The following is a 17,724-nucleotide window of genomic DNA, read 5'->3' as shown; positions in this document are numbered from 1 at the left end:
TATGATACAATTTAAGTCTGCAGAAGAAATTGAAATAATAAAAGAAAGTGCGTTAATTTTAGGAAAGGCGCATGGTGAAGTAGCCAAACATGTGAAAGAAGGGGTAAAGACCTCTTTTTTAGATAAAATTGCTGAAGAATTTATACGGGACAATAAGGCCATTCCATCCTTTAAAGGATACAATGGCTTCCCGGCATCTTTGTGTATTTCTGTGAACGAAGTTGTTGTTCATGGATTTCCCAGTCAATATCAATTGAAAGATGGCGATATAATCTCAATAGATTGTGGAGTCTTTCACCAAGGTTTTCATAGCGATTCCGCTTATACTTACCCTGTTGGTGAAGTTTCTCCCAAGACGATTGCACTTTTAAAAGCTACAAAGGAATCCCTTTATTTAGGGATAGAAAAAGCGGTTTTTGGAAACCGTGTTGGTGATATCGGTAATGCAATACAAAAGTTTGTAGAAGCAAAAGGATACACTGTTGTTAGAGAACTAGTTGGTCATGGTGTTGGTAAACAACTTCATGAGTCTCCAGAAGTTCCCAATTGGGGGAAAAGAGGAGGAGGAGCCAAACTAAAAGAAGGGATGGTAATAGCCATAGAACCAATGGTAAACCTGGGTACCCGCAATGTTGTTCAGGAACGAGATGGTTGGACTATTAGGACTGCTGATAGGAAACCTTCAGCTCATTACGAACACACGGTTGCCATATTAGAGGATAAAACCGAAATCTTGACAACACATCGTTTTATAGAAGAGAATTTTAAATTTTAATTATGGCTAAACAAGCATCTATTGAGCAGGACGGTACCATCGTGGAAGCATTGTCCAACGCAATGTTTAAGGTGGAACTTGAGAATGGTCACCAATTGATTGCACACATTTCCGGTAAGATGCGAATGAATTACATTAAAATTTTACCAGGAGATAAGGTTAAGTTAGAAATGTCTCCTTATGATCTTACCAAAGGAAGAATCGTCTACCGTTACAAGTAAATTGTAGTAAGTAAGCAGTATCAAATTAGGAAAATTAGTATTGATATGAAAGTTAAAGCATCTATTAAAAAAAGAAGTGTTGACTGTAAAGTGATCCGGAGAAAGGGAAAGCTTTATGTCATCAACAAAAAGAATCCGAAGTTTAAACAAAGACAAGGTTAATTACTATGGCTAGAATTTCAGGTGTCGATATACCGGACAATAAACGTGGTGAAATAGGCCTTACCTATATTTTTGGTATCGGCAGAAGTACGGCTAGAGCCATACTAATTAAAGCAGGTATTTCTTTAGACAAGAAAGCCGGGGAGTGGGATGATGATGAATCTACCGCCATCAGGAACATCATTGCTGAGGAATACAAGACGGAAGGTGTACTTAAATCTGAAGTACAGTTGAGTATCAAAAGGCTGATGGATATTGGTTGTTACAGAGGTTTGAGACACAGAAAGGGACTACCTGTTCGTGGTCAGAAAACCAAAAACAACGCCAGAACCAGAAAAGGTAAGAGAAAAACTGTTGCCAATAAGAAGAAAGCGACTAAATAAATCCTGACATAGATTATGGCTCAGAAAAGAAACGAAAAGACAAAAGCTAAGAAGCGGGTTGTTAAAGTTGAAGCTGTGGGACAGGCCCATATCAAGGCTTCTTTTAACAACATTATTATTTCCATTACCAATAATTCAGGTCAGGTGATTTCCTGGGCTTCTGCTGGTAAAATGGGATTTAGAGGTTCTAAAAAGAACACTCCTTATGCTGCTCAAATGGCTGCTCAAAACTGTGGGCAGGTTGCGTATGACCTCGGTCTTAGAAAGATTGAAGTATTTGTAAAAGGTCCTGGTGCTGGTAGAGAATCTGCCATCAGAACCTTACAAAATGTTGGGCTGGATGTGACTACCATTACTGATGTCACCCCATTACCACACAACGGTTGTCGTCCTCCAAAACGCAGAAGAGTTTAATTTAAAGAAAATATAGCATGGCTAGATATAGAGGTCCAAAAGCAAAAATTGCCAGGAAATTTGGCGAGCCCATTGAAGGGCAAAGCAAAGTGCTTCAGAAGAAAAATTATCCTCCAGGAATGCATGGCAGAGGAAGACGCAAAAAGCAGTCTGAATTTGCTATCCAGTTGATGGAGAAACAAAAGGCCAAATACATCTATGGTGTATTGGAAAGGCAATTTGCTAAAATGTTTGATCACGCCTCCAGGAAAAAAGGAGTTACGGGTGAAAACTTATTGCAGTTGTTGGAAGGTCGTTTGGATAACTCAGTTTATAGACTGGGAATTGCACCAACGAGAAGAGGAGCACGTCAATTGGTTTCTCACAAACATATACTTGTAAACGGAACCGTTGTAAACATTCCTTCATTTCAATTGAAGCCTGGTGACGTTATTGCAGTTAGAGAAAAATCCAAATCTCTGGAAGCTATTACAGAAAGTTTGAGAGGCAAAGGAACAACCAGATACAGTTGGTTGGAATGGGACAATGGTTCCCTGAGTGGTAAGTTTGTAAATGTTCCAATTAGAGAAGATATTCCAGAGAACATAAAAGAACAACTTATCGTAGAATTGTACTCTAAGTAATCATTTACATTCCTATTAAAAGAATTAAAGATATGTCCATATTAGCATTTCAAATGCCAGAGAAGGTGGTAATGGAGAAAGCAGACGATTTCCACGGACTGTTTACCTTTAAGCCACTTGAAAAAGGGTACGGGGTTACCATCGGAAATGCCCTCAGAAGGATTCTTTTGTCTTCACTGGAAGGATATGCTATTACTGCCGTGAAATTACCGGGTGTAGTACATGAATTCTCCAGTATTGAGGGAGTGGTTGAAGACGTTACAGATATTATCCTTAACCTAAAACAGGTCAGGTTCAAAAAGATTCATGATGCCATTGATAATAAAATTACAGTGGAAGTTAAAAATCAGGATGTTTTTACCGCAGGAGATATTGCCAAATTTACTACCTCTTTTGAAGTTTTGAATCCTGATTTGGTCATATGTCATTTGGATAATTCAAAAAACCTTGAGATTGAACTTACGGTTGACAAAGGTAGAGGATATCTTCCTGCAGAAGAGTCCAAACCTAAGGAACAGATTTATGGTACGATTTCAGTAGATGCTGTCTTTACGCCTATAAAAAATGTAAAATACAGGATTGAAAATACCCGGGTTGAGCAAAAGACTGATTATGAGCAATTGATCATGGAAGTCAGCACTGATGGGTCTATACATCCTGAAAAAGCCTTGCAAGAGTCTGCTAAGATCTTGATTCAACATTTCATGCTGTTTTCAGATCAGACTATGGTTATCGATGCTCCAGGAAGCGGTGCCATTGAGCCGATAGATGAAGAATACCTGCACATGAGGAAGTTGCTTAAAACATCCTTAAGTGATTTGGATCTTTCTGTTAGGGCTTATAACTGTCTGAAAGCGGCCGATGTTAAGAGTCTGGGAGATCTTGCCAAACTTGAAATTTCTGATATGATGAAATTCAGGAACTTTGGTAAGAAGTCTTTGGCAGAATTGGAACAACTAATCCAGGAAAAAGGCCTGACCTTCGGTATGGATCTGTCTAAGTATAAACTTGATGAAGAATAATTAAAAATGAGACACGGTAAGAAATTTAACCATTTGGGTAGAACCGCCTCACATAGAAAGGCCATGCTTTCGAATATGGCCAAATCTCTTTTGGAACACAAGCGGATCAGCACCACCCTTGCCAAAGCCAAAGAGTTGAGGAAATATGTCGAACCTTTGATCACAAAGGCCAAAGATGATACTACCCACAACAGAAGGATAACTTTTAGTTATCTTAGAAATAAAGAGGCTATTAAACTTCTTTTCGGAGAAGTAATAGAAAAGGTAGGAGGCCGACCTGGTGGATATACAAGAATTATTAAAACTGGTTTTAGATTAGGTGACAATGCAGAAATGTGTATCATCGAATTGGTTGACTTCAACGAATTAATGTTGAAAGAAGAAAAACCAGCTAAAAAAGCTAGCAGAAGAAGTAGAAGAGGTTCCGGAAAAGCGACAAGCGAAGAAGGTACTACTACTGAAGAAGTTGCTGGAGAAGCTAAAGAAAGTGCAAAAGCAGAAAAAGCGCCTCAAGAGGAAGCTTCTGCAGATGCTTCTGATGCTGCTTCAGAGGATAAAGCTGAAAATAAGGATGAAGATAAAAAAGCAGAGTAATCTATCTATGCTATACCTTCTTTAATATTAATAGGGATTGGGCTTTTGGTTCAGTCCCTTTTTTTATATCCTTTTCGCCGAAAGCTTTTTACAAAATAGAAAATTCTTAAATTTGCATAGCAAAATTTGATATGAAAAAGAAAAAAGCAATACTTCTTTTAGCTGATGGCACTGTATTTACTGGTAGCCTTGTTGGTAGCCATGGCACCAATGGAGGTGAAATCTGTTTTAATACAGGTATGACCGGCTATCAGGAAATTTATACTGACCCTTCTTATACAGGGCAAATCATTGTAAATACTACTCCACATATTGGTAATTATGGGGTGATAGATGAAGAGCAGGAATCTGACGCCCCTTTAATTGCAGGGATAGTTGTCAATGATTTTTCTGATATTTACAGTAGATTGGATGCAAAAGGCTCACTACAAGAATTTCTAGAAAATCATAACATTACTGGAATTTCTGATATTGACACCAGAAAATTGGTAAGACATATAAGGTCTAGTGGAGCGATGAATGCTATCATTAGCTCTGAGTATGAAGATATCGAAAGCCTTAAGGCTGAGTTAGATAAAGTGCCTGACATGAACGGGCTTGAACTTTCCTCCACAGTTTCCACAAAAACACCTTATTTTGTTGGTAATCCGGATGCTTCTATTAAAATTGCATGCGTAGATTATGGCATCAAACGCAACATCCTAAGATGTCTTGTAGAAAGAGACGTTTATTGCCAGGTGTTTCCGGCTAAAACCGGTCTGAAAGAAATGGAAGAGTGGAATCCTGATGCCTATTTCCTTTCTAATGGCCCTGGTGATCCTGCAGTGATGGGGTATGCCGTAGAAACTACTAAAGAAATCCTTGAATTGGGGAAACCGCTTTTTGGTATCTGTCTTGGACACCAGATTTTAGCCAGAGCATGTGGTGTAGGTACCTATAAAATGCATCATGGCCATAGAGGACTTAACCATCCAATCAAGAATGTTTTGACAGGTAAAAGTGAAATCACCTCTCAAAATCATGGTTTTGTTGTCAATAAAGACGATATTGATAACAACAAAGAATTAGAAATTTCGCACTTTCACTTAAATGATGGCACGGTTGCTGGTATTAAATTAACCAATAAACCCGCTTTCTCTGTTCAATATCACCCTGAAAGTTCTCCAGGGCCACACGATTCCAGGTATTTATTTGACCAATTTATTTCACAAATTCAGAAATAATTCATTAACCTTAATATTGATATGACATTAATTCAATCGATTCACGCAAGACAAATATTAGATTCCCGTGGTAATCCTACGGTAGAAGTTGATGTTTTTACAGAAACTGGTGCCTTCGGTAGGGCTGCAGTACCAAGTGGTGCCTCAACAGGTGTTCATGAAGCTGTGGAACTTAGAGACGAGGACAAAGATGTTTACATGGGCAAAGGCGTTTTAAAAGCCATTGCAAATGTGAACAATGTGATCGCTCCAGAACTTATTGGTTTTGATATTTTTGAGCAAAATCAAATTGATGAGATCATGTGTAGTCTTGATGGTACCAAGAATAAATCTAAACTTGGAGCCAATGCTATTCTAGGTGTTTCTTTAGCAGTAGCTAAAGCTGCAGCCATGGAATCCGGACAGCCTCTTTATAGATATATAGGTGGTGTAAATGCAAATACCCTACCCGTTCCAATGATGAATATTTTGAATGGCGGTTCACATGCTGATAATGCCATAGATTTTCAAGAGTTTATGGTGATGCCTGCCGGTGCTTCCTCTTTCTCTGAATCATTAAGAATGGGTACTCAAATTTTCCATAACCTAAAGTCTGTCCTTAAAGCAAAAGGCCTAAGTACTAACGTAGGTGATGAAGGAGGATTTGCGCCGAATTTGCGTTCTAATGTAGAGGCCGTTGAGATAGTCCTACAAGCCATTGAAAAAGCAGGGTTTAGACCTGGTGAAGATGTATTCATTGCCATGGATGCTGCCTCTTCAGAGTTCTATGACGAAGAAAAAGGATTGTATGTATTCAAAAAATCTACCGGTGACGAGTTGACTTCTTCTCAAATGGCAGATTACTGGAAAGATTGGGTAAGCAAATATCCTATCAATTCAATTGAAGATGGTATGCAAGAAGATGATTGGGATGGATGGAAAATGATGACCGAATATGTTGGAGATAAAATCCAAATAGTTGGTGATGATTTGTTTGTAACCAATGTTGAAAGATTGCAGAAAGGAATTGATGAGAAAATCGCCAATGCACTTTTGGTTAAAGTAAACCAAATCGGTTCTTTAACAGAGACAATCAATGCAGTTGACCTTTGTCATAGAAACAAATACAAATCAGTAATGTCTCACCGTTCTGGTGAAACTGAAGATTCTACAATCGCTGATCTTGCCGTTGCTTTGAATACAGGACAAATTAAGACTGGTTCTGCTTCCAGGTCTGATAGAATGGCCAAGTACAACCAATTGTTGAGAATTGAAGAACAACTTGGAGATTCAGCGCATTTCCCAGGTTTGAAATTTTAATAAGCGATTCAAAATTTGGATCTATTCTGGTTCCTTGATTAAATAGGACCAATAATTAGCCTTTTCAGGAGCTCCCTGAAAAGGCTTTTATCTTTTACCATTTTTATTTTTTGGCTCCGAAATTTTATTTACCTACGTTAGGCACGATAAAAATCCTTCTAACCTGAATATTAATTTAAAAGTTGGGACTTATTCAGAAGTGATTTTGCCTATTTCGAGTTTAAGAACATTGGTCCTGGCTTTTTTATTCTAACCTTCTATAGGAGGCTTAGTCTCATTATTAAGACGACTATTCCCCCAAAGTCATGACCTACTCCAGATCCATCATCCAAACCCTTTTGGCTGTTTCAGCGTTATTTTCAAGACGCTGAAAGAAGGGATTGCTTTTCTTTTGATATATTTGTAGAAACACTGAAGCAGATTATGGCTAAATATTTAAAGTATACCAAAAACTTCTACTTCGTTTTTACCGTTTTATTCGTTATGTGGATGGTTTTCATTGACAGCAATGATATTATCAGTCATTTCAAACTTCGTTCAAAATTAAATGAGCTTGAAAAGCAAAAAGAATTTTACCAGGAGCGAAAGGAGAAAATCAAAATTGAGCGAGAAGAATTGCTTAGTAATTTTGAACTGTTGGAAAAATTTGCCCGAGAACGGTATTTAATGAAAAGAAAAACGGAAGATCTTTATGTTATTATGGAAGAATAAATCGGCAACATTAACACTGTTGTCCGTAATTTTTGTTTGTTTTTTTAGTGGTGAAGTAAAAGCCCAAAGGGTTATTTATGAAGATGAAAACCCTCCATTATCAGAGCGATTGTATTATGGTGGTAATTTCAGCCTCCAACTTGGCAATGTCACCTATATAGATGTTTCCCCATTGGTGGGAGCAATGATTACAGATAAATATTCTGCTGGTGTAGGCGCTACCTACCAATATTATAACAACAAGTATTATGTTGATGGCGCTTCACATGTATATGGAGCGAGGGTTTTCAATCGATACAATATATTCCGTCAAATTTTTATTCATGCTGAATACGAAGCACTGAATCTGGAAGTTCCTTATAGCTTGGACAACAATGAAATCTACTTCACTAGAGAGTGGGTACCTGGTTTATTTGGAGGAGCCGGCTACTTTGTTCCATTCGGAGATAGAGGAGGAATGAATATTATGGCCTTGTATAATTTCAGTTATGACAACAAAAGGTCCAATTATAATGAACCATATGTTTTGCGAGTCGGTTTTGTATTCTAAAGTAATAAATTGAGTATGGATGGATTCTTAAAGCGATTAGAAAAAGCGCATAGCCTATGTCCAGGATGTCCTTCTCCGAAAGTGATCAATCGATTCTTCGATGATATTTTGGGGATTTTGTTTCCAGAACATTCTAGTAAGGCATTAAAAGACTTGGGAAGTTTGGAAATGAAATTTTCCGACCTAAGGTTACAATTACGGAAAATCCTTAAACTCAACGTTGCACTTCATCAAGCTGATGGAGAAGCTTTAGCCGATGAATTTTTTGATAAATTGGAAGAGGAGGTTTATAATAAACTTCATGAAGACATTGATGCCATGTATAAGGGTGATCCTGCCGCCAAATCTAAAACGGAGATCATTCGTTGTTATCCAGGGTTTTATGCCATCTCTGCTTATCGTGTAGCCCATTTGTTACATCGAATGGGGATTTCATTGATACCCAGAATGATTACGGAATATGCACACAGCAAGACTGGAGTAGATATACATCCAGGAGCCATTATTGGCAGGTTCTTTTGCATTGATCATGCTACAGGGATAGTTATAGGTGAAACCACTGTCGTTGGCGATAGGGTTAAGATTTATCAGGGGGTTACCCTAGGGGCCCTTAGTGTCAATAAAGAAGATGCTGACAAGAAAAGACATCCTACTATAGAAGATGATGTGGTACTTTATGCAGGCGCTACAATTTTAGGGGGAGATACAGTGATTGGAAAAGGCAGTGTGATAGGTGGAAATGTTTGGTTGACCAAAAGTATTCCGGCTAAAAGTAAAATTTATTACCAAACCAAAATGTTAGACGGTGCTTCCAATCTCACAGATTTTTATGTGCTGAAAAGTGAAGCCTGATAATCGCAATTATGAAATTATTTGAATTAATTGGCAATACCCCTTTAATTGAACTTGAAAATATCCCTGTAAATCCCAATGTTAGCATTTATTGTAAGCTGGAAGGACAGAATCCCGGCGGATCTGTGAAAGACCGGGCAGCTTACCATATGATTCAATCAGCAATCGATAGGGGAGATATTAAGAGGGGAGCCAAATTAGTAGAAGCAACTTCTGGTAATACTGGTATTGCGCTAGCCATGGTAGCCAATCTCCTAGGTGTTGAAATGACATTGATAATGCCAGACAATGCTACGAGAGAAAGGGTTTTATCCATGGAAGCCTATGGCGCAAAAGTCATCCTTACACCAGCAGAAAAATCCATAGAATATGCCAGAACCCTGGCGGAAGACATGGCCAAAAACCAGGGCTATTTTATGCTCAATCAATTTTCAAATCCTGACAATTATTTGGCACATTACCATTCTACAGGACCAGAGATTTATAAAGATACTGAAGGTAAAATAACTCATTTTGTATCTGCAATGGGCACTACTGGAACAATAATGGGTGTGTCAAGATACCTTAAAGAACAAAACCAGGACATACAAATCGTAGGTACCCAGCCAACCGAAGGATCAAGTATCCCGGGCATTAGAAGGTGGTCACCAGAATTTCTTCCTGAAATATTCGAGCCTAAGAGAGTAGACCAAGTCATAGATGTCAGTCAGGAAGAAGCCACGCAGATGACTAGAAGGATGGCTAAGGAAGAAGGAATATTAGGAGGTATGAGCAGTGGTGGCGCATTGTATGCGGCTATCAAGCTTTCTGAAACCTTGGAAAGCGGAGTAATAGTTTGCATCACCTGTGACCGGGGAGATCGATACCTTAGCACTGATTTATTTGGGTAGTTGGATTTAGTAGAAACATCAAAATTGGATAGGCCAATTGCCTAATGTCTTTGGGTATATTTTTTGGGGAAAAGCCTATCTGATTATTAATCTTTTGTTCGTAATTCACAATATCCTTATGGTGACACCATTCATGAGCACATCTTTGCCTAATTGGATTTCATAGATTTTCTCCATGAAAAAGTAAATTCTTTTTTATTGGAATAAAATCATTTGATGAAAAGTTAATTTCCCCTTATCTTTTAACCATGGAAGATTTTCTTAAGATAAAGAAGGCCTGTGAAGAAAATACAGCCTTGAGTGTAGCCATTCTGGACAGGTTCCTTTTGTCCTATGCTGCTGAAAAAGATAAATTAGGAAAGGAGGCCGATCAAAAGTTACATGTGTATCGGCACATCGTTGAGAAATTTGGTCGCCACTGGTTTGATATGCTTAAATCTCAATACATTATCCACAGGTTAATGAAAGAAGGTGGGCTTATAACCAAATACCTAAAACACGCTGCAATTAGTAGCTTGGATGAAGACAAGCGAAACTGGATGGCCTTCCAGTCAGAAAATCCATGGAGGTTTACTTTTTCCGAAGTGAAGAGTCAACCTGAAAAAGACTTTTATCAAATGGAAGATGTCTTTTCAGGCGAGAATTACCTTTTGTATTCTCCGTCCATAAAAGATATCGTAAGTAGAGACGGCGAGAAAGAACTATGGTTTAACCTGATAGGCTATAATGGGTCATGTTGGCAAACGTATGGTCCCTTGTCAGGATATGCAAGTTTTAGTCCCGATGATATTTTCTTTTTTGCTACCGAACTCAATCATTTGATTGAAGATGAAGATGGGCTGATCCAGGATATCGATAAAAATCCAATTCCTTATATGATGTTATTTGCAGGATCCACACAGCCTTCTGTGGTGCACGAAGGGGAGCGATTGGTAATGGTGATAACCGAAAAAGAAGGAAGTATCCCTAATGTACAGGAAATGGAGGCAGCTTTCAATGTTAGTTATACAGGAGGTGTTTATAGACTCGGACTCAAAGAGATGGAAGCATCCCCTCATTTTGCAGTTGCCTACTACAATGAAAAGGACCAAACCATTCAAGCCACGGCATTGACAGAGAAGGGATTCGAATCATTGGTAGATGCCTTGGCTAAATTTGGGATAAAACTGGACAAGAATGCAGACATTTATTTGGGGCCTTCTATGCACAATACCGCCCAGGAGATTTTGAAGCGGGAGATTGAACTCATGCCACTTGAGCTTCTTTTTGAGCAAGAAACTGAGGAGGAAATGGATGAAGAACTCAAGAAACTAAACGAATTGGCAGGATTAGCGGTAGCTGCAATAACTTCTGAAAAAGAACCTGATTTAGAGGCTTTGGCCGCACAGGTTGGAATTGATCTTGAGAGCAACAGGAAAGTCATTGAGAAAATCATTACTGATTTAAAGGATAAAGTAAGTAAGTAGTAGATTCAATTGATATTCCGATCAATAGAAAGGCCTGAAACTTTAATTTTTGTTTCAGGCCTTTTTTGTTTAAACATGGATTAATTAGCAATTCCGCCAAAATTGAAGCGAAGCTAACTGTTTGTTGTTCAAGAGTTTTCACCAGATTTCAACTTAAATTAACTTCCCATTCCCAATAATTTTGTCGGTTATTTTGAACAAGTACCTGATTCAGTCAATTTTCCAGCAATTATTTGGAGGATTTTTAGTGTTTTTGAGTCAAAAAGAATAATAATTAATCAGTCAATTCTTATATTACAGTTTAAACCTAAATTTCCATTCAATGAAAAATAGAAGAGCGTTTTTAATAAAGTCCGTTTTAGGTACCGCAGGCCTTGCGTTGGCTTCCACTTCGCTGATTAAAGGAGCACCAGCTATAATCAAAAACTACAATAAGCCGAATTCGAAAATTAACGGCGTTCAAATTGGGTGCATTACGTATTCTTTCCGATCTCTTTCGGATCAAAGTGCAGAAGCCACGCTTAAATATGTTACCGATAGTGGTATTAGCGCCATAGAACTAATGGGCGGCCCTGCTGAAACCTTCGCAGGTATCCCCGAATCAAATATGGACCGGGGAAGACTCAATGCATTGGGGCGTAAAAAGAGGGATGGTGGACAATTTACCGCTGATGAATCCAAGGAGTTCGGTGAACTGCAGAAGGAGGCAGATGCTTATGCCGCTACAGTAGCAGAATGGCGGGCGAAAACGGATTATAAAAAATTCGAGAAGTTTAGGAAAATGTACAAGAATGCTGGCGTGAGCATTTATGCTTTCAAGCCCAGTGCTTTTGGGAGAAACAATACGGATGCGGAAATTGCCTATGGCATGAAAGCAGCAAGAGCCTTGGGAGCTTCTCATGTGACCTTAGAACACCCTGCTGACGATGCACGCACCTTGAAATTGGGTAAGATGGGAGAGGAAAATAAAATGTCTGTAGCCTATCATGGCCATACGCAACAGACTCCAACATTCTGGGATACGGCCTTGGCACAAAGTCCCAATAATGCCTTAAATTTAGATGCAGGCCATTATATTGCTGCGGGTTATACAGATATTATTGAACTACTTCAAAAACACCACAAGCGTATCCTAAGTATGCATACCAAGGACCGTCAAACGCTTGCAAATGGGCAAAAAAACCTCCCTTGGGGCGAAGGAGATACTCCTATTGTAGAATTATTGAGTGAAATCCAAAGCAGAAAGTATAAATTTCCAGCTACTATAGAGCTTGAATATAAGGTGCCAGAAGGATCTGATGCTGTTAAGGAAGTTCAGAACTGCCTTGAATATTGTAGAAGGTCACTGGCATAGCATATTATAAATGGGGTGGAGAATTTATGTTTGCAAATAGATCCTCCACCTTTTTAAATTGATTGTTAAAGTTAAATTTTATCAATTATGAAATTAGGTGCATTCTCAGTCAGTCTTGCTGTAAAAGACATAAAAGCATCCAAAGAATTTTATGAAAAGTTAGGCTTTTCAAAGTTTGGAGGATCTGAGGAAAATCATTACCTCATTATGAAAAATGGAGACACTTTAATTGGTCTTTTTGAAGGGATGTTTGACAATAATATCTTGACTTTTAATCCTGGGTGGGATGCAGATGCCAATGTTCTGGAGGATTATCAAGATGTTAGAGAAATTCAACAAGAACTTAAGAAACAAGGTTTGACACTTGATAAGGAAGCTAAGGAAAATAGTAAAGGGCCTGAAAGCATAATGGTCAAAGATCCCGATGGAAATGTTATTTTGATTGACCAACATGCACCATGATTGTATAAAGTGGGATTTATTTAATCAACTGGAGTTATGAACTTGTTCATCCTCTTTTAGCTTTTTTATCATGGTTGTAAGTAATACTTCTAACCTGTCTGAAAGTGCTTTTGGACTAATGACAGTTATGATGTCCGCCAAAGAGATGATCCAGCGAGCAAAATACTCTAAAGACCCAACCATAAAAGTAAGCTGCACTTTTTGCCCAATATCTTCCTGCATTACAAAGCCATGATTGTATTTATGGGTATCAATATACTTGACAAAGGAAGGGTCCATTTGGATCACTATTTTCGTCAATTCATGCCCCTCCTCCATTTTTTTCAAATAGGATTTCAGTGAAGGGTGATTGGTATTGAAAATTGCCTCACTTATGTCAAGATTTCGAATTCTATCGATCCTAAAAGTCCTATAATCTTCTCTGAGTTTGCAAAAGGCAATTAAGTACCAATTCTCTTTCGAATAGTACATACCGACTGGTTCTACTGCTCTGCTGGTATTTTCTTCTTTGAGAAAGCTTGTATAGTTAAATTGTAAAACCCTGTAGTCAGCCAAGCCTGATAAAATCCCTTGAATCACCTGTTCATCTTCGGTTGATTTATATATATCCTTGCTATAAAAAGCTACCTGTTCATCAAGATGATCTAAGGCTAATTTTTGATGGCCTTTAAGTACGGATTTAATTTTGATCAATGCAGATTGAAAACGTTGACTGATTTCCCGGTCCGTAAATTTTTCTATTACTTTTTCTGCCAATAATAAGGAATAAGCTTCCTTTTCATCAAACATTACTGGTGGAAGTCTGTACCCTTCTACCAAGGCATATCCTTTGCCCATCTCACTTGTCAAGGGTACTCCGGCTTCTTCAAGTGCCCTGATATCTCTATAGACTGTCCTAAGACTTATTTCAAATCTTTTTGCTATTTCTTCAGCGGTGATGTGCCTTTTACTCTGTAACTGAGTGAGGATGGCTGTAAGGCGGTTTAATCTATTCATGGAGGAATGAGTACAATTAAAACTAGTGAAATTTTTACATTAAAAAAACATTTGCCCATGTGCTGAATTTTTCTAAATCTACTGACATAGGGCTGTCACTAGCGGTGACTAAGTTTGTCATAAGGATTCATTATTCACTTTAAAATACTTCTATTATGCAAACCAATGAACTTCAAATGATCATTTCACAAGAGCAACTTTTAAAACACTGGCAAGGACACCGGGGACTTACACGTCGGGTAATTGAGGCATTTCCTGAAAAGCAACTTTTTCAATTTACCTTGGGAGAGATGCGGCCTTTTGGGGAAATGGCCCAGGAATTAATAGGAATAGCAGGACCGGGAATCAAAGGATTGGTTACCAGAGAATGGGAACCGCTAAAAGAAGAGCATGGGGTAGAAGCAAGCAAAGAAAAATTATTGGAACTATGGGATCAGGCTACAATTGAAATAAACGAATGGTTTCCAAAGCTTTCCGCTGAAGATTTTCAGGATACGGTGAAAGCTTTTGGCCAGTATGAAAACAAGGTCTATTGTTCTTTGATGTATTTTATTGACAATGAAGTGCACCATAGAGGACAGGGCTATGTGTATTTGCGTGCATTGGGGATAGTGCCACCTAATTTCTGGAAACACTAGAGGACTTGGGACTGAACTAAGGGACAGCCATTCTATTAAGTCTTATAATTAGGACATAAAAAAGCCCGAAGCAATAATTGCTTCGGGCTTTCCATTTAACCGTTTATCCAGTTAGCGACCTCTTCCTTGCTGGGGTTGGGTACTTCCAACTTCAATTTTTTCTTTTTACCACAAACATCATTGAAAAGCTTGTTAGGGTTCATTCCTTTAAGTTGTTCAATGGTGTGGATGTTAAGTTCTCTGATAGCCGGAACAAGACCCGGATGGATACCAATCCCAATAAAGTCCTCATCTGTAGCTACTTTTACTTTTTTCTCCGGTTTCATTTGTGGAAAGAATAAAACTTCCTGAATGGTGCTTTGATTGGTGAGCATCATGCAAAGCCGGTCTATTCCTATACCCAATCCGGAAGTAGGAGGCATGCCATATTCCAGTGACCGGAGAAAATCTTCATCCATGGCCATGGCTTCATCATCCCCCCTTTGGGCTAATTTGAGCTGGTCTTCAAATCGCTCTCTTTGGTCTATTGGATCATTTAACTCCGTATAGGCATTGGCGATCTCTTTGCCATTGACAAACAATTCAAATCTTTCCACTAGACCTGGTTTGGACCGATGCTTTTTAGCAAGCGGAGTCATCTCTATCGGATAGTCTGTAATATAGGTAGGTTGGATCAAGTGCTCTTCTACTTTTTCACCAAAGATCTCATCGATCAATTTACCCTTACCCATGCTTTCATCGACCTCAATCCCCATCTCCTTACAAACTTCTCTCAAGCCTTTTTCATCCATTTGGCTGACGTCTATGCCAGTATACTCCTCGATGGATTCAAACATGGACAAACGCCTGTATGGCCCTTCAAATTCAATCACCTTGTCGCCAACTTTTGCTTGAGTCGTACCCAATACTTTGGTTGCAATCTGTGAAATTAGGTTCTCAACCATTTCCATCATCCAGATATAATCCTTGTAGGCGACATAGATCTCCATAGAGGTGAACTCAGGATTATGGGTTCTGTCCATGCCTTCGTTACGAAACATTTTACCTATTTCATAAACACCCTCAAAACCACCAACGATCAATCGCTTTAAATAAAGCTCATTGGCTATTCTTAAAAATAAAGGAGTGTCCAATGCATTGTGGTGTGTTTCAAAGGGCTTAGCTGCTGCACCTCCGTGAACCTGTTGTAATATTGGTGTCTCCACTTCCATCCAGCCATGGTCATCAAAATACCTCCGCATGGTGGAAATGATTTTGGACCGTGTGACAAAGGTTTCTTTTACTTCCGGGTTCACGATAAGATCCACGTAGCGTTGTCTGTACCTTAGTTCCGGATCCGTAAACCCATCAAATACATGGCCTTCATCGTCTCGTTTGACTATAGGAAGTGGTTTTACTGATTTGGCCAATAAGATGAATTCCTGAACATGCAAAGAGATTTCTCCAGTTTGGGTGGTGAAAATGAATCCTTTTAGACCAATAAAATCCCCGATTCCTAAAAGTTTTTTAAATACCGTATTGTAAAGGGTTTTATCCTCATCTGGACAAAGGTCATCTCTCCTAACGTAAATCTGTAGCCTGCCAGTACTGTCTTGTATTTCTGCAAAGCTGGCAGAACCCATGATCCTTCTGGTCATAAGCCTTCCCGCGATGGTTATGGCTTTGTAATCGTTTTTACGATTTTGGTAATTTTGATGAATGTCTGCCGCTGTGGCATTTATAGGGTAAGAGAGGGCGGGGTATGGATCAATTCCCAGGTTAATTAATGCTTCCCGGTCTTTTCTTCTTTCTATCTCCTGTTCGTTCAGTAATTGCATGGATAATGTCAGTTATGCTATTTTTGGAAGTTCTTTAGTTTTTTTCTTCTTAATATTTCCTTTTTGACCAGTATTTGTTCCCTATTGGCTTGTCCGGAAATTCCTGAATTTTCATTAATTCTTCTACCCAGGTAAGGAAGTACCTCTCTTACCGGGCCATAGGGAAGGTACTTGATTACATTGTAGCCTGCCTTGGCTAAGTTGAAACTTATGTGGTCACTCATCCCATATAGCTGGGAGAAATAAAACCTCGGATCTGACCTTTCAAACCCTTGAGAGTCAATTAATTTTGCAAATAGTGTGTTGCTTAGTTCATTATGGGAGCCGCTAACAAGGTAAATTCTCTGTTTATTATTGACGCAAAACTTTAGCGCATTATTGAAAGCACTATCTGTTGCTCCTTTTGTTGGATGAATGGGGTCTGGATATCCTTTTTTTCTGGCGTTCTTCCTTTCTTTTTCCATATAAGCTCCTCTAACCAGTTTAGCTCCTAAGTAAAAACCATTGGCTACTGCTTCATGATGAGCATCTTTTAACCTTTCCTCCATGCCTTTTCGGTACATCTGAAAGGTGTTATATAGTATTGCCTCTTCCTTATTGTACAATTTCATGGCTTCAAGCGTCCAGCTATCAGTAATGTTTTGAAACCAGCTTTCTTCTCCATCCACCATGAGTTTCACATCTGAATCGGCTGCGGCCTTACATAGTAAAAAAAACCTTTCTCTTGCGGCATCAAATCTTTTCTCTTCTTCCCGGTAGAGCTTTCCATTAGTCTGAACCTTGGTCATTATTGAAGTAGAAGCAATTCCTGATACCTTAAAGACCGCAAAAGGTAATAAAGGGTTTGCCATGGCTTTTTGGATTGTATTAAGAATTTCCTTCATCGTCGCTTCCAGGATGCTTTCCTCCTCTTTGCCTTCAACTGAATAATCCAAAACCGAATAAACTCCATATTTACCAAGTTTATCAATGGTTTTAAGACTTGATTCAAAACTTTCGCCACCACAAAACTGCTTGAAGATTGTTCGTTTTAGTGATTCTTTAATAGGTAACCCAAATTGAAAGGAGACTTTGGCTATGAAAACTCCAATCTTTACTATGAAAGGGTAATTCATCAATCTATACAACTTTTGCTTTCTTTTTAGATCGCTTGTCTTAAGATGAGCAAAAGCTATTTTTAGATTGTCAAAGGAAAATCCAAGTTTCATTCTCATTTTCAGTGCGCAAAGATATCAAAAAAACAACTAAAGACAGGGCTAAAAGTTTGATTTT

Annotated in this window: 21 protein-coding genes; 18 read left to right on the top strand and 3 right to left on the bottom strand. The window is 38.6% G+C overall.

Annotated elements, in window-relative coordinates; translation table 11 throughout:
* Position 1: 1 nt before the first annotated feature.
* The 17 genes from map to AC0L7T_RS24080 all read left to right on the top strand — a co-directional run bounded on the left by map (position 2) and on the right by AC0L7T_RS24080 (position 13,001).
* The gene (map, locus tag AC0L7T_RS24160) at positions 2-775 is read left to right on the top strand and encodes a type I methionyl aminopeptidase (protein ID WP_473339014.1); all 774 of its coding nucleotides are present in this window, start codon (positions 2-4) and stop codon (positions 773-775) included.
* A gap of 2 nt (positions 776-777) precedes the next feature.
* Positions 778-996, top strand: a complete 219-nt coding sequence (gene infA / locus AC0L7T_RS24155) for a translation initiation factor IF-1 (RefSeq protein WP_014020643.1) — start codon at positions 778-780, stop codon at positions 994-996.
* A gap of 45 nt (positions 997-1,041) precedes the next feature.
* Positions 1,042-1,158 carry a 50S ribosomal protein L36 gene (gene rpmJ / locus AC0L7T_RS24150; RefSeq protein WP_009034194.1) on the top strand — a complete coding sequence of 39 codons (117 nt, stop codon included), beginning with the start codon at positions 1,042-1,044 and terminating at the stop codon, positions 1,156-1,158.
* Between the two features lie 5 nt (positions 1,159-1,163).
* Entirely contained in the window at positions 1,164-1,541 is a 378-nt protein-coding gene (rpsM, locus tag AC0L7T_RS24145) for a 30S ribosomal protein S13 (RefSeq protein WP_473339013.1), read from the top strand.
* Between the two features lie 15 nt (positions 1,542-1,556).
* Positions 1,557-1,955 carry a 30S ribosomal protein S11 gene (rpsK, locus tag AC0L7T_RS24140; protein ID WP_014020645.1) on the top strand — a complete coding sequence of 133 codons (399 nt, stop codon included), beginning with the start codon at positions 1,557-1,559 and terminating at the stop codon, positions 1,953-1,955.
* A 17-nt stretch (positions 1,956-1,972) separates the two neighbouring features.
* Entirely contained in the window at positions 1,973-2,578 is a 606-nt protein-coding gene (gene rpsD / locus AC0L7T_RS24135; RefSeq protein WP_048642239.1) for a 30S ribosomal protein S4, read from the top strand.
* A gap of 32 nt (positions 2,579-2,610) precedes the next feature.
* The gene (locus AC0L7T_RS24130; RefSeq protein WP_020888625.1) at positions 2,611-3,600 is read left to right on the top strand and encodes a DNA-directed RNA polymerase subunit alpha; all 990 of its coding nucleotides are present in this window, start codon (positions 2,611-2,613) and stop codon (positions 3,598-3,600) included.
* Positions 3,601-3,606: 6 nt separating this feature from the next.
* Positions 3,607-4,194: a 50S ribosomal protein L17 gene (gene rplQ, locus AC0L7T_RS24125; RefSeq protein ID WP_473339010.1), complete on the top strand. Its 588-nt coding sequence runs from the start codon at positions 3,607-3,609 to the stop codon at positions 4,192-4,194.
* Between the two features lie 131 nt (positions 4,195-4,325).
* Positions 4,326-5,417, top strand: a complete 1,092-nt coding sequence (gene carA / locus AC0L7T_RS24120) for a glutamine-hydrolyzing carbamoyl-phosphate synthase small subunit (RefSeq protein WP_473339008.1) — start codon at positions 4,326-4,328, stop codon at positions 5,415-5,417.
* Between the two features lie 21 nt (positions 5,418-5,438).
* A complete protein-coding gene (eno, locus tag AC0L7T_RS24115) occupies positions 5,439-6,716 on the top strand; it encodes a phosphopyruvate hydratase (protein ID WP_473339006.1) in 1,278 nt (425 codons plus the stop codon).
* Between the two features lie 423 nt (positions 6,717-7,139).
* A complete protein-coding gene (locus AC0L7T_RS24110; protein ID WP_473339004.1) occupies positions 7,140-7,427 on the top strand; it encodes an FtsB family cell division protein in 288 nt (95 codons plus the stop codon).
* Positions 7,408-7,977 (top strand): hypothetical protein, encoded by a 570-nt coding sequence (locus AC0L7T_RS24105; protein WP_473339003.1) that lies wholly within the window; start codon positions 7,408-7,410, stop codon positions 7,975-7,977. The genes AC0L7T_RS24110 and AC0L7T_RS24105 overlap by 20 nt, the downstream gene beginning before the upstream one ends.
* 15 nt (positions 7,978-7,992) lie before the next feature.
* Entirely contained in the window at positions 7,993-8,829 is an 837-nt protein-coding gene (locus AC0L7T_RS24100) for a serine O-acetyltransferase (RefSeq protein ID WP_473339001.1), read from the top strand.
* An 11-nt stretch (positions 8,830-8,840) separates the two neighbouring features.
* Entirely contained in the window at positions 8,841-9,719 is an 879-nt protein-coding gene (gene cysM / locus AC0L7T_RS24095) for a cysteine synthase CysM (RefSeq protein ID WP_473339000.1), read from the top strand.
* Between the two features lie 248 nt (positions 9,720-9,967).
* Positions 9,968-11,185, top strand: a complete 1,218-nt coding sequence (locus tag AC0L7T_RS24090) for a hypothetical protein (protein ID WP_473338998.1) — start codon at positions 9,968-9,970, stop codon at positions 11,183-11,185.
* A 322-nt stretch (positions 11,186-11,507) separates the two neighbouring features.
* Positions 11,508-12,539, top strand: a complete 1,032-nt coding sequence (locus AC0L7T_RS24085; RefSeq protein WP_473338997.1) for a sugar phosphate isomerase/epimerase family protein — start codon at positions 11,508-11,510, stop codon at positions 12,537-12,539.
* 87 nt (positions 12,540-12,626) lie between these two features.
* Complete coding sequence (locus AC0L7T_RS24080) at positions 12,627-13,001, top strand: VOC family protein (RefSeq protein ID WP_473338995.1); 375 nt, start codon at positions 12,627-12,629, stop codon at positions 12,999-13,001.
* Between the two features lie 24 nt (positions 13,002-13,025).
* On the opposite strand, the gene AC0L7T_RS24075 is transcribed toward AC0L7T_RS24080, so the two are convergent.
* A complete protein-coding gene (locus tag AC0L7T_RS24075; RefSeq protein WP_473338993.1) occupies positions 13,026-13,997 on the bottom strand; it encodes a helix-turn-helix transcriptional regulator in 972 nt (323 codons plus the stop codon).
* A gap of 155 nt (positions 13,998-14,152) precedes the next feature.
* Here AC0L7T_RS24075 and AC0L7T_RS24070 point away from each other — a divergent pair, with 155 nt between their 5' ends.
* Positions 14,153-14,635 carry a DinB family protein gene (locus AC0L7T_RS24070; RefSeq protein WP_473338992.1) on the top strand — a complete coding sequence of 161 codons (483 nt, stop codon included), beginning with the start codon at positions 14,153-14,155 and terminating at the stop codon, positions 14,633-14,635.
* Between the two features lie 95 nt (positions 14,636-14,730).
* Here AC0L7T_RS24070 and lysS read toward each other — a convergent pair whose 3' ends face one another.
* Positions 14,731-16,452: a lysine--tRNA ligase gene (gene lysS, locus AC0L7T_RS24065; protein ID WP_473338991.1), complete on the bottom strand. Its 1,722-nt coding sequence runs from the start codon at positions 16,450-16,452 to the stop codon at positions 14,731-14,733.
* Positions 16,453-16,469: 17 nt separating this feature from the next.
* The gene (locus AC0L7T_RS24060) at positions 16,470-17,660 is read right to left on the bottom strand and encodes a proline dehydrogenase family protein (RefSeq protein WP_473338989.1); all 1,191 of its coding nucleotides are present in this window, start codon (positions 17,658-17,660) and stop codon (positions 16,470-16,472) included.
* Positions 17,661-17,724: the final 64 nt, after the last annotated feature.

It is taken from the genome of Cyclobacterium sp. 10D3-21 (genome assembly GCF_055809755.1).
This window is presented reverse-complemented; position numbering and strand designations above follow the sequence as displayed.

Bases quoted from the DNA above. Each gene is read 5' to 3' on its own strand.
- map (WP_473339014.1), top strand. From the start codon at position 2: ATGATACAATTTAAGTCTGCAGAAGAAATTGAAATAATAAAAGAAAGT.
- infA (WP_014020643.1), top strand. From the start codon at position 778: ATGGCTAAACAAGCATCTATTGAGCAGGACGGTACCATCGTGGAAGCA.
- rpmJ (WP_009034194.1), top strand. From the start codon at position 1,042: ATGAAAGTTAAAGCATCTATTAAAAAAAGAAGTGTTGACTGTAAAGTG.
- rpsM (WP_473339013.1), top strand. From the start codon at position 1,164: ATGGCTAGAATTTCAGGTGTCGATATACCGGACAATAAACGTGGTGAA.
- rpsK (WP_014020645.1), top strand. From the start codon at position 1,557: ATGGCTCAGAAAAGAAACGAAAAGACAAAAGCTAAGAAGCGGGTTGTT.
- rpsD (WP_048642239.1), top strand. From the start codon at position 1,973: ATGGCTAGATATAGAGGTCCAAAAGCAAAAATTGCCAGGAAATTTGGC.
- AC0L7T_RS24130 (WP_020888625.1), top strand. From the start codon at position 2,611: ATGTCCATATTAGCATTTCAAATGCCAGAGAAGGTGGTAATGGAGAAA.
- rplQ (WP_473339010.1), top strand. From the start codon at position 3,607: ATGAGACACGGTAAGAAATTTAACCATTTGGGTAGAACCGCCTCACAT.
- carA (WP_473339008.1), top strand. From the start codon at position 4,326: ATGAAAAAGAAAAAAGCAATACTTCTTTTAGCTGATGGCACTGTATTT.
- eno (WP_473339006.1), top strand. From the start codon at position 5,439: ATGACATTAATTCAATCGATTCACGCAAGACAAATATTAGATTCCCGT.
- AC0L7T_RS24110 (WP_473339004.1), top strand. From the start codon at position 7,140: ATGGCTAAATATTTAAAGTATACCAAAAACTTCTACTTCGTTTTTACC.
- AC0L7T_RS24105 (WP_473339003.1), top strand. From the start codon at position 7,408: ATGTTATTATGGAAGAATAAATCGGCAACATTAACACTGTTGTCCGTA.
- AC0L7T_RS24100 (WP_473339001.1), top strand. From the start codon at position 7,993: ATGGATGGATTCTTAAAGCGATTAGAAAAAGCGCATAGCCTATGTCCA.
- cysM (WP_473339000.1), top strand. From the start codon at position 8,841: ATGAAATTATTTGAATTAATTGGCAATACCCCTTTAATTGAACTTGAA.
- AC0L7T_RS24090 (WP_473338998.1), top strand. From the start codon at position 9,968: ATGGAAGATTTTCTTAAGATAAAGAAGGCCTGTGAAGAAAATACAGCC.
- AC0L7T_RS24085 (WP_473338997.1), top strand. From the start codon at position 11,508: ATGAAAAATAGAAGAGCGTTTTTAATAAAGTCCGTTTTAGGTACCGCA.
- AC0L7T_RS24080 (WP_473338995.1), top strand. From the start codon at position 12,627: ATGAAATTAGGTGCATTCTCAGTCAGTCTTGCTGTAAAAGACATAAAA.
- AC0L7T_RS24075 (WP_473338993.1), bottom strand. From the start codon at position 13,997: ATGAATAGATTAAACCGCCTTACAGCCATCCTCACTCAGTTACAGAGT.
- AC0L7T_RS24070 (WP_473338992.1), top strand. From the start codon at position 14,153: ATGCAAACCAATGAACTTCAAATGATCATTTCACAAGAGCAACTTTTA.
- lysS (WP_473338991.1), bottom strand. From the start codon at position 16,452: ATGCAATTACTGAACGAACAGGAGATAGAAAGAAGAAAAGACCGGGAA.
- AC0L7T_RS24060 (WP_473338989.1), bottom strand. From the start codon at position 17,660: ATGAAACTTGGATTTTCCTTTGACAATCTAAAAATAGCTTTTGCTCAT.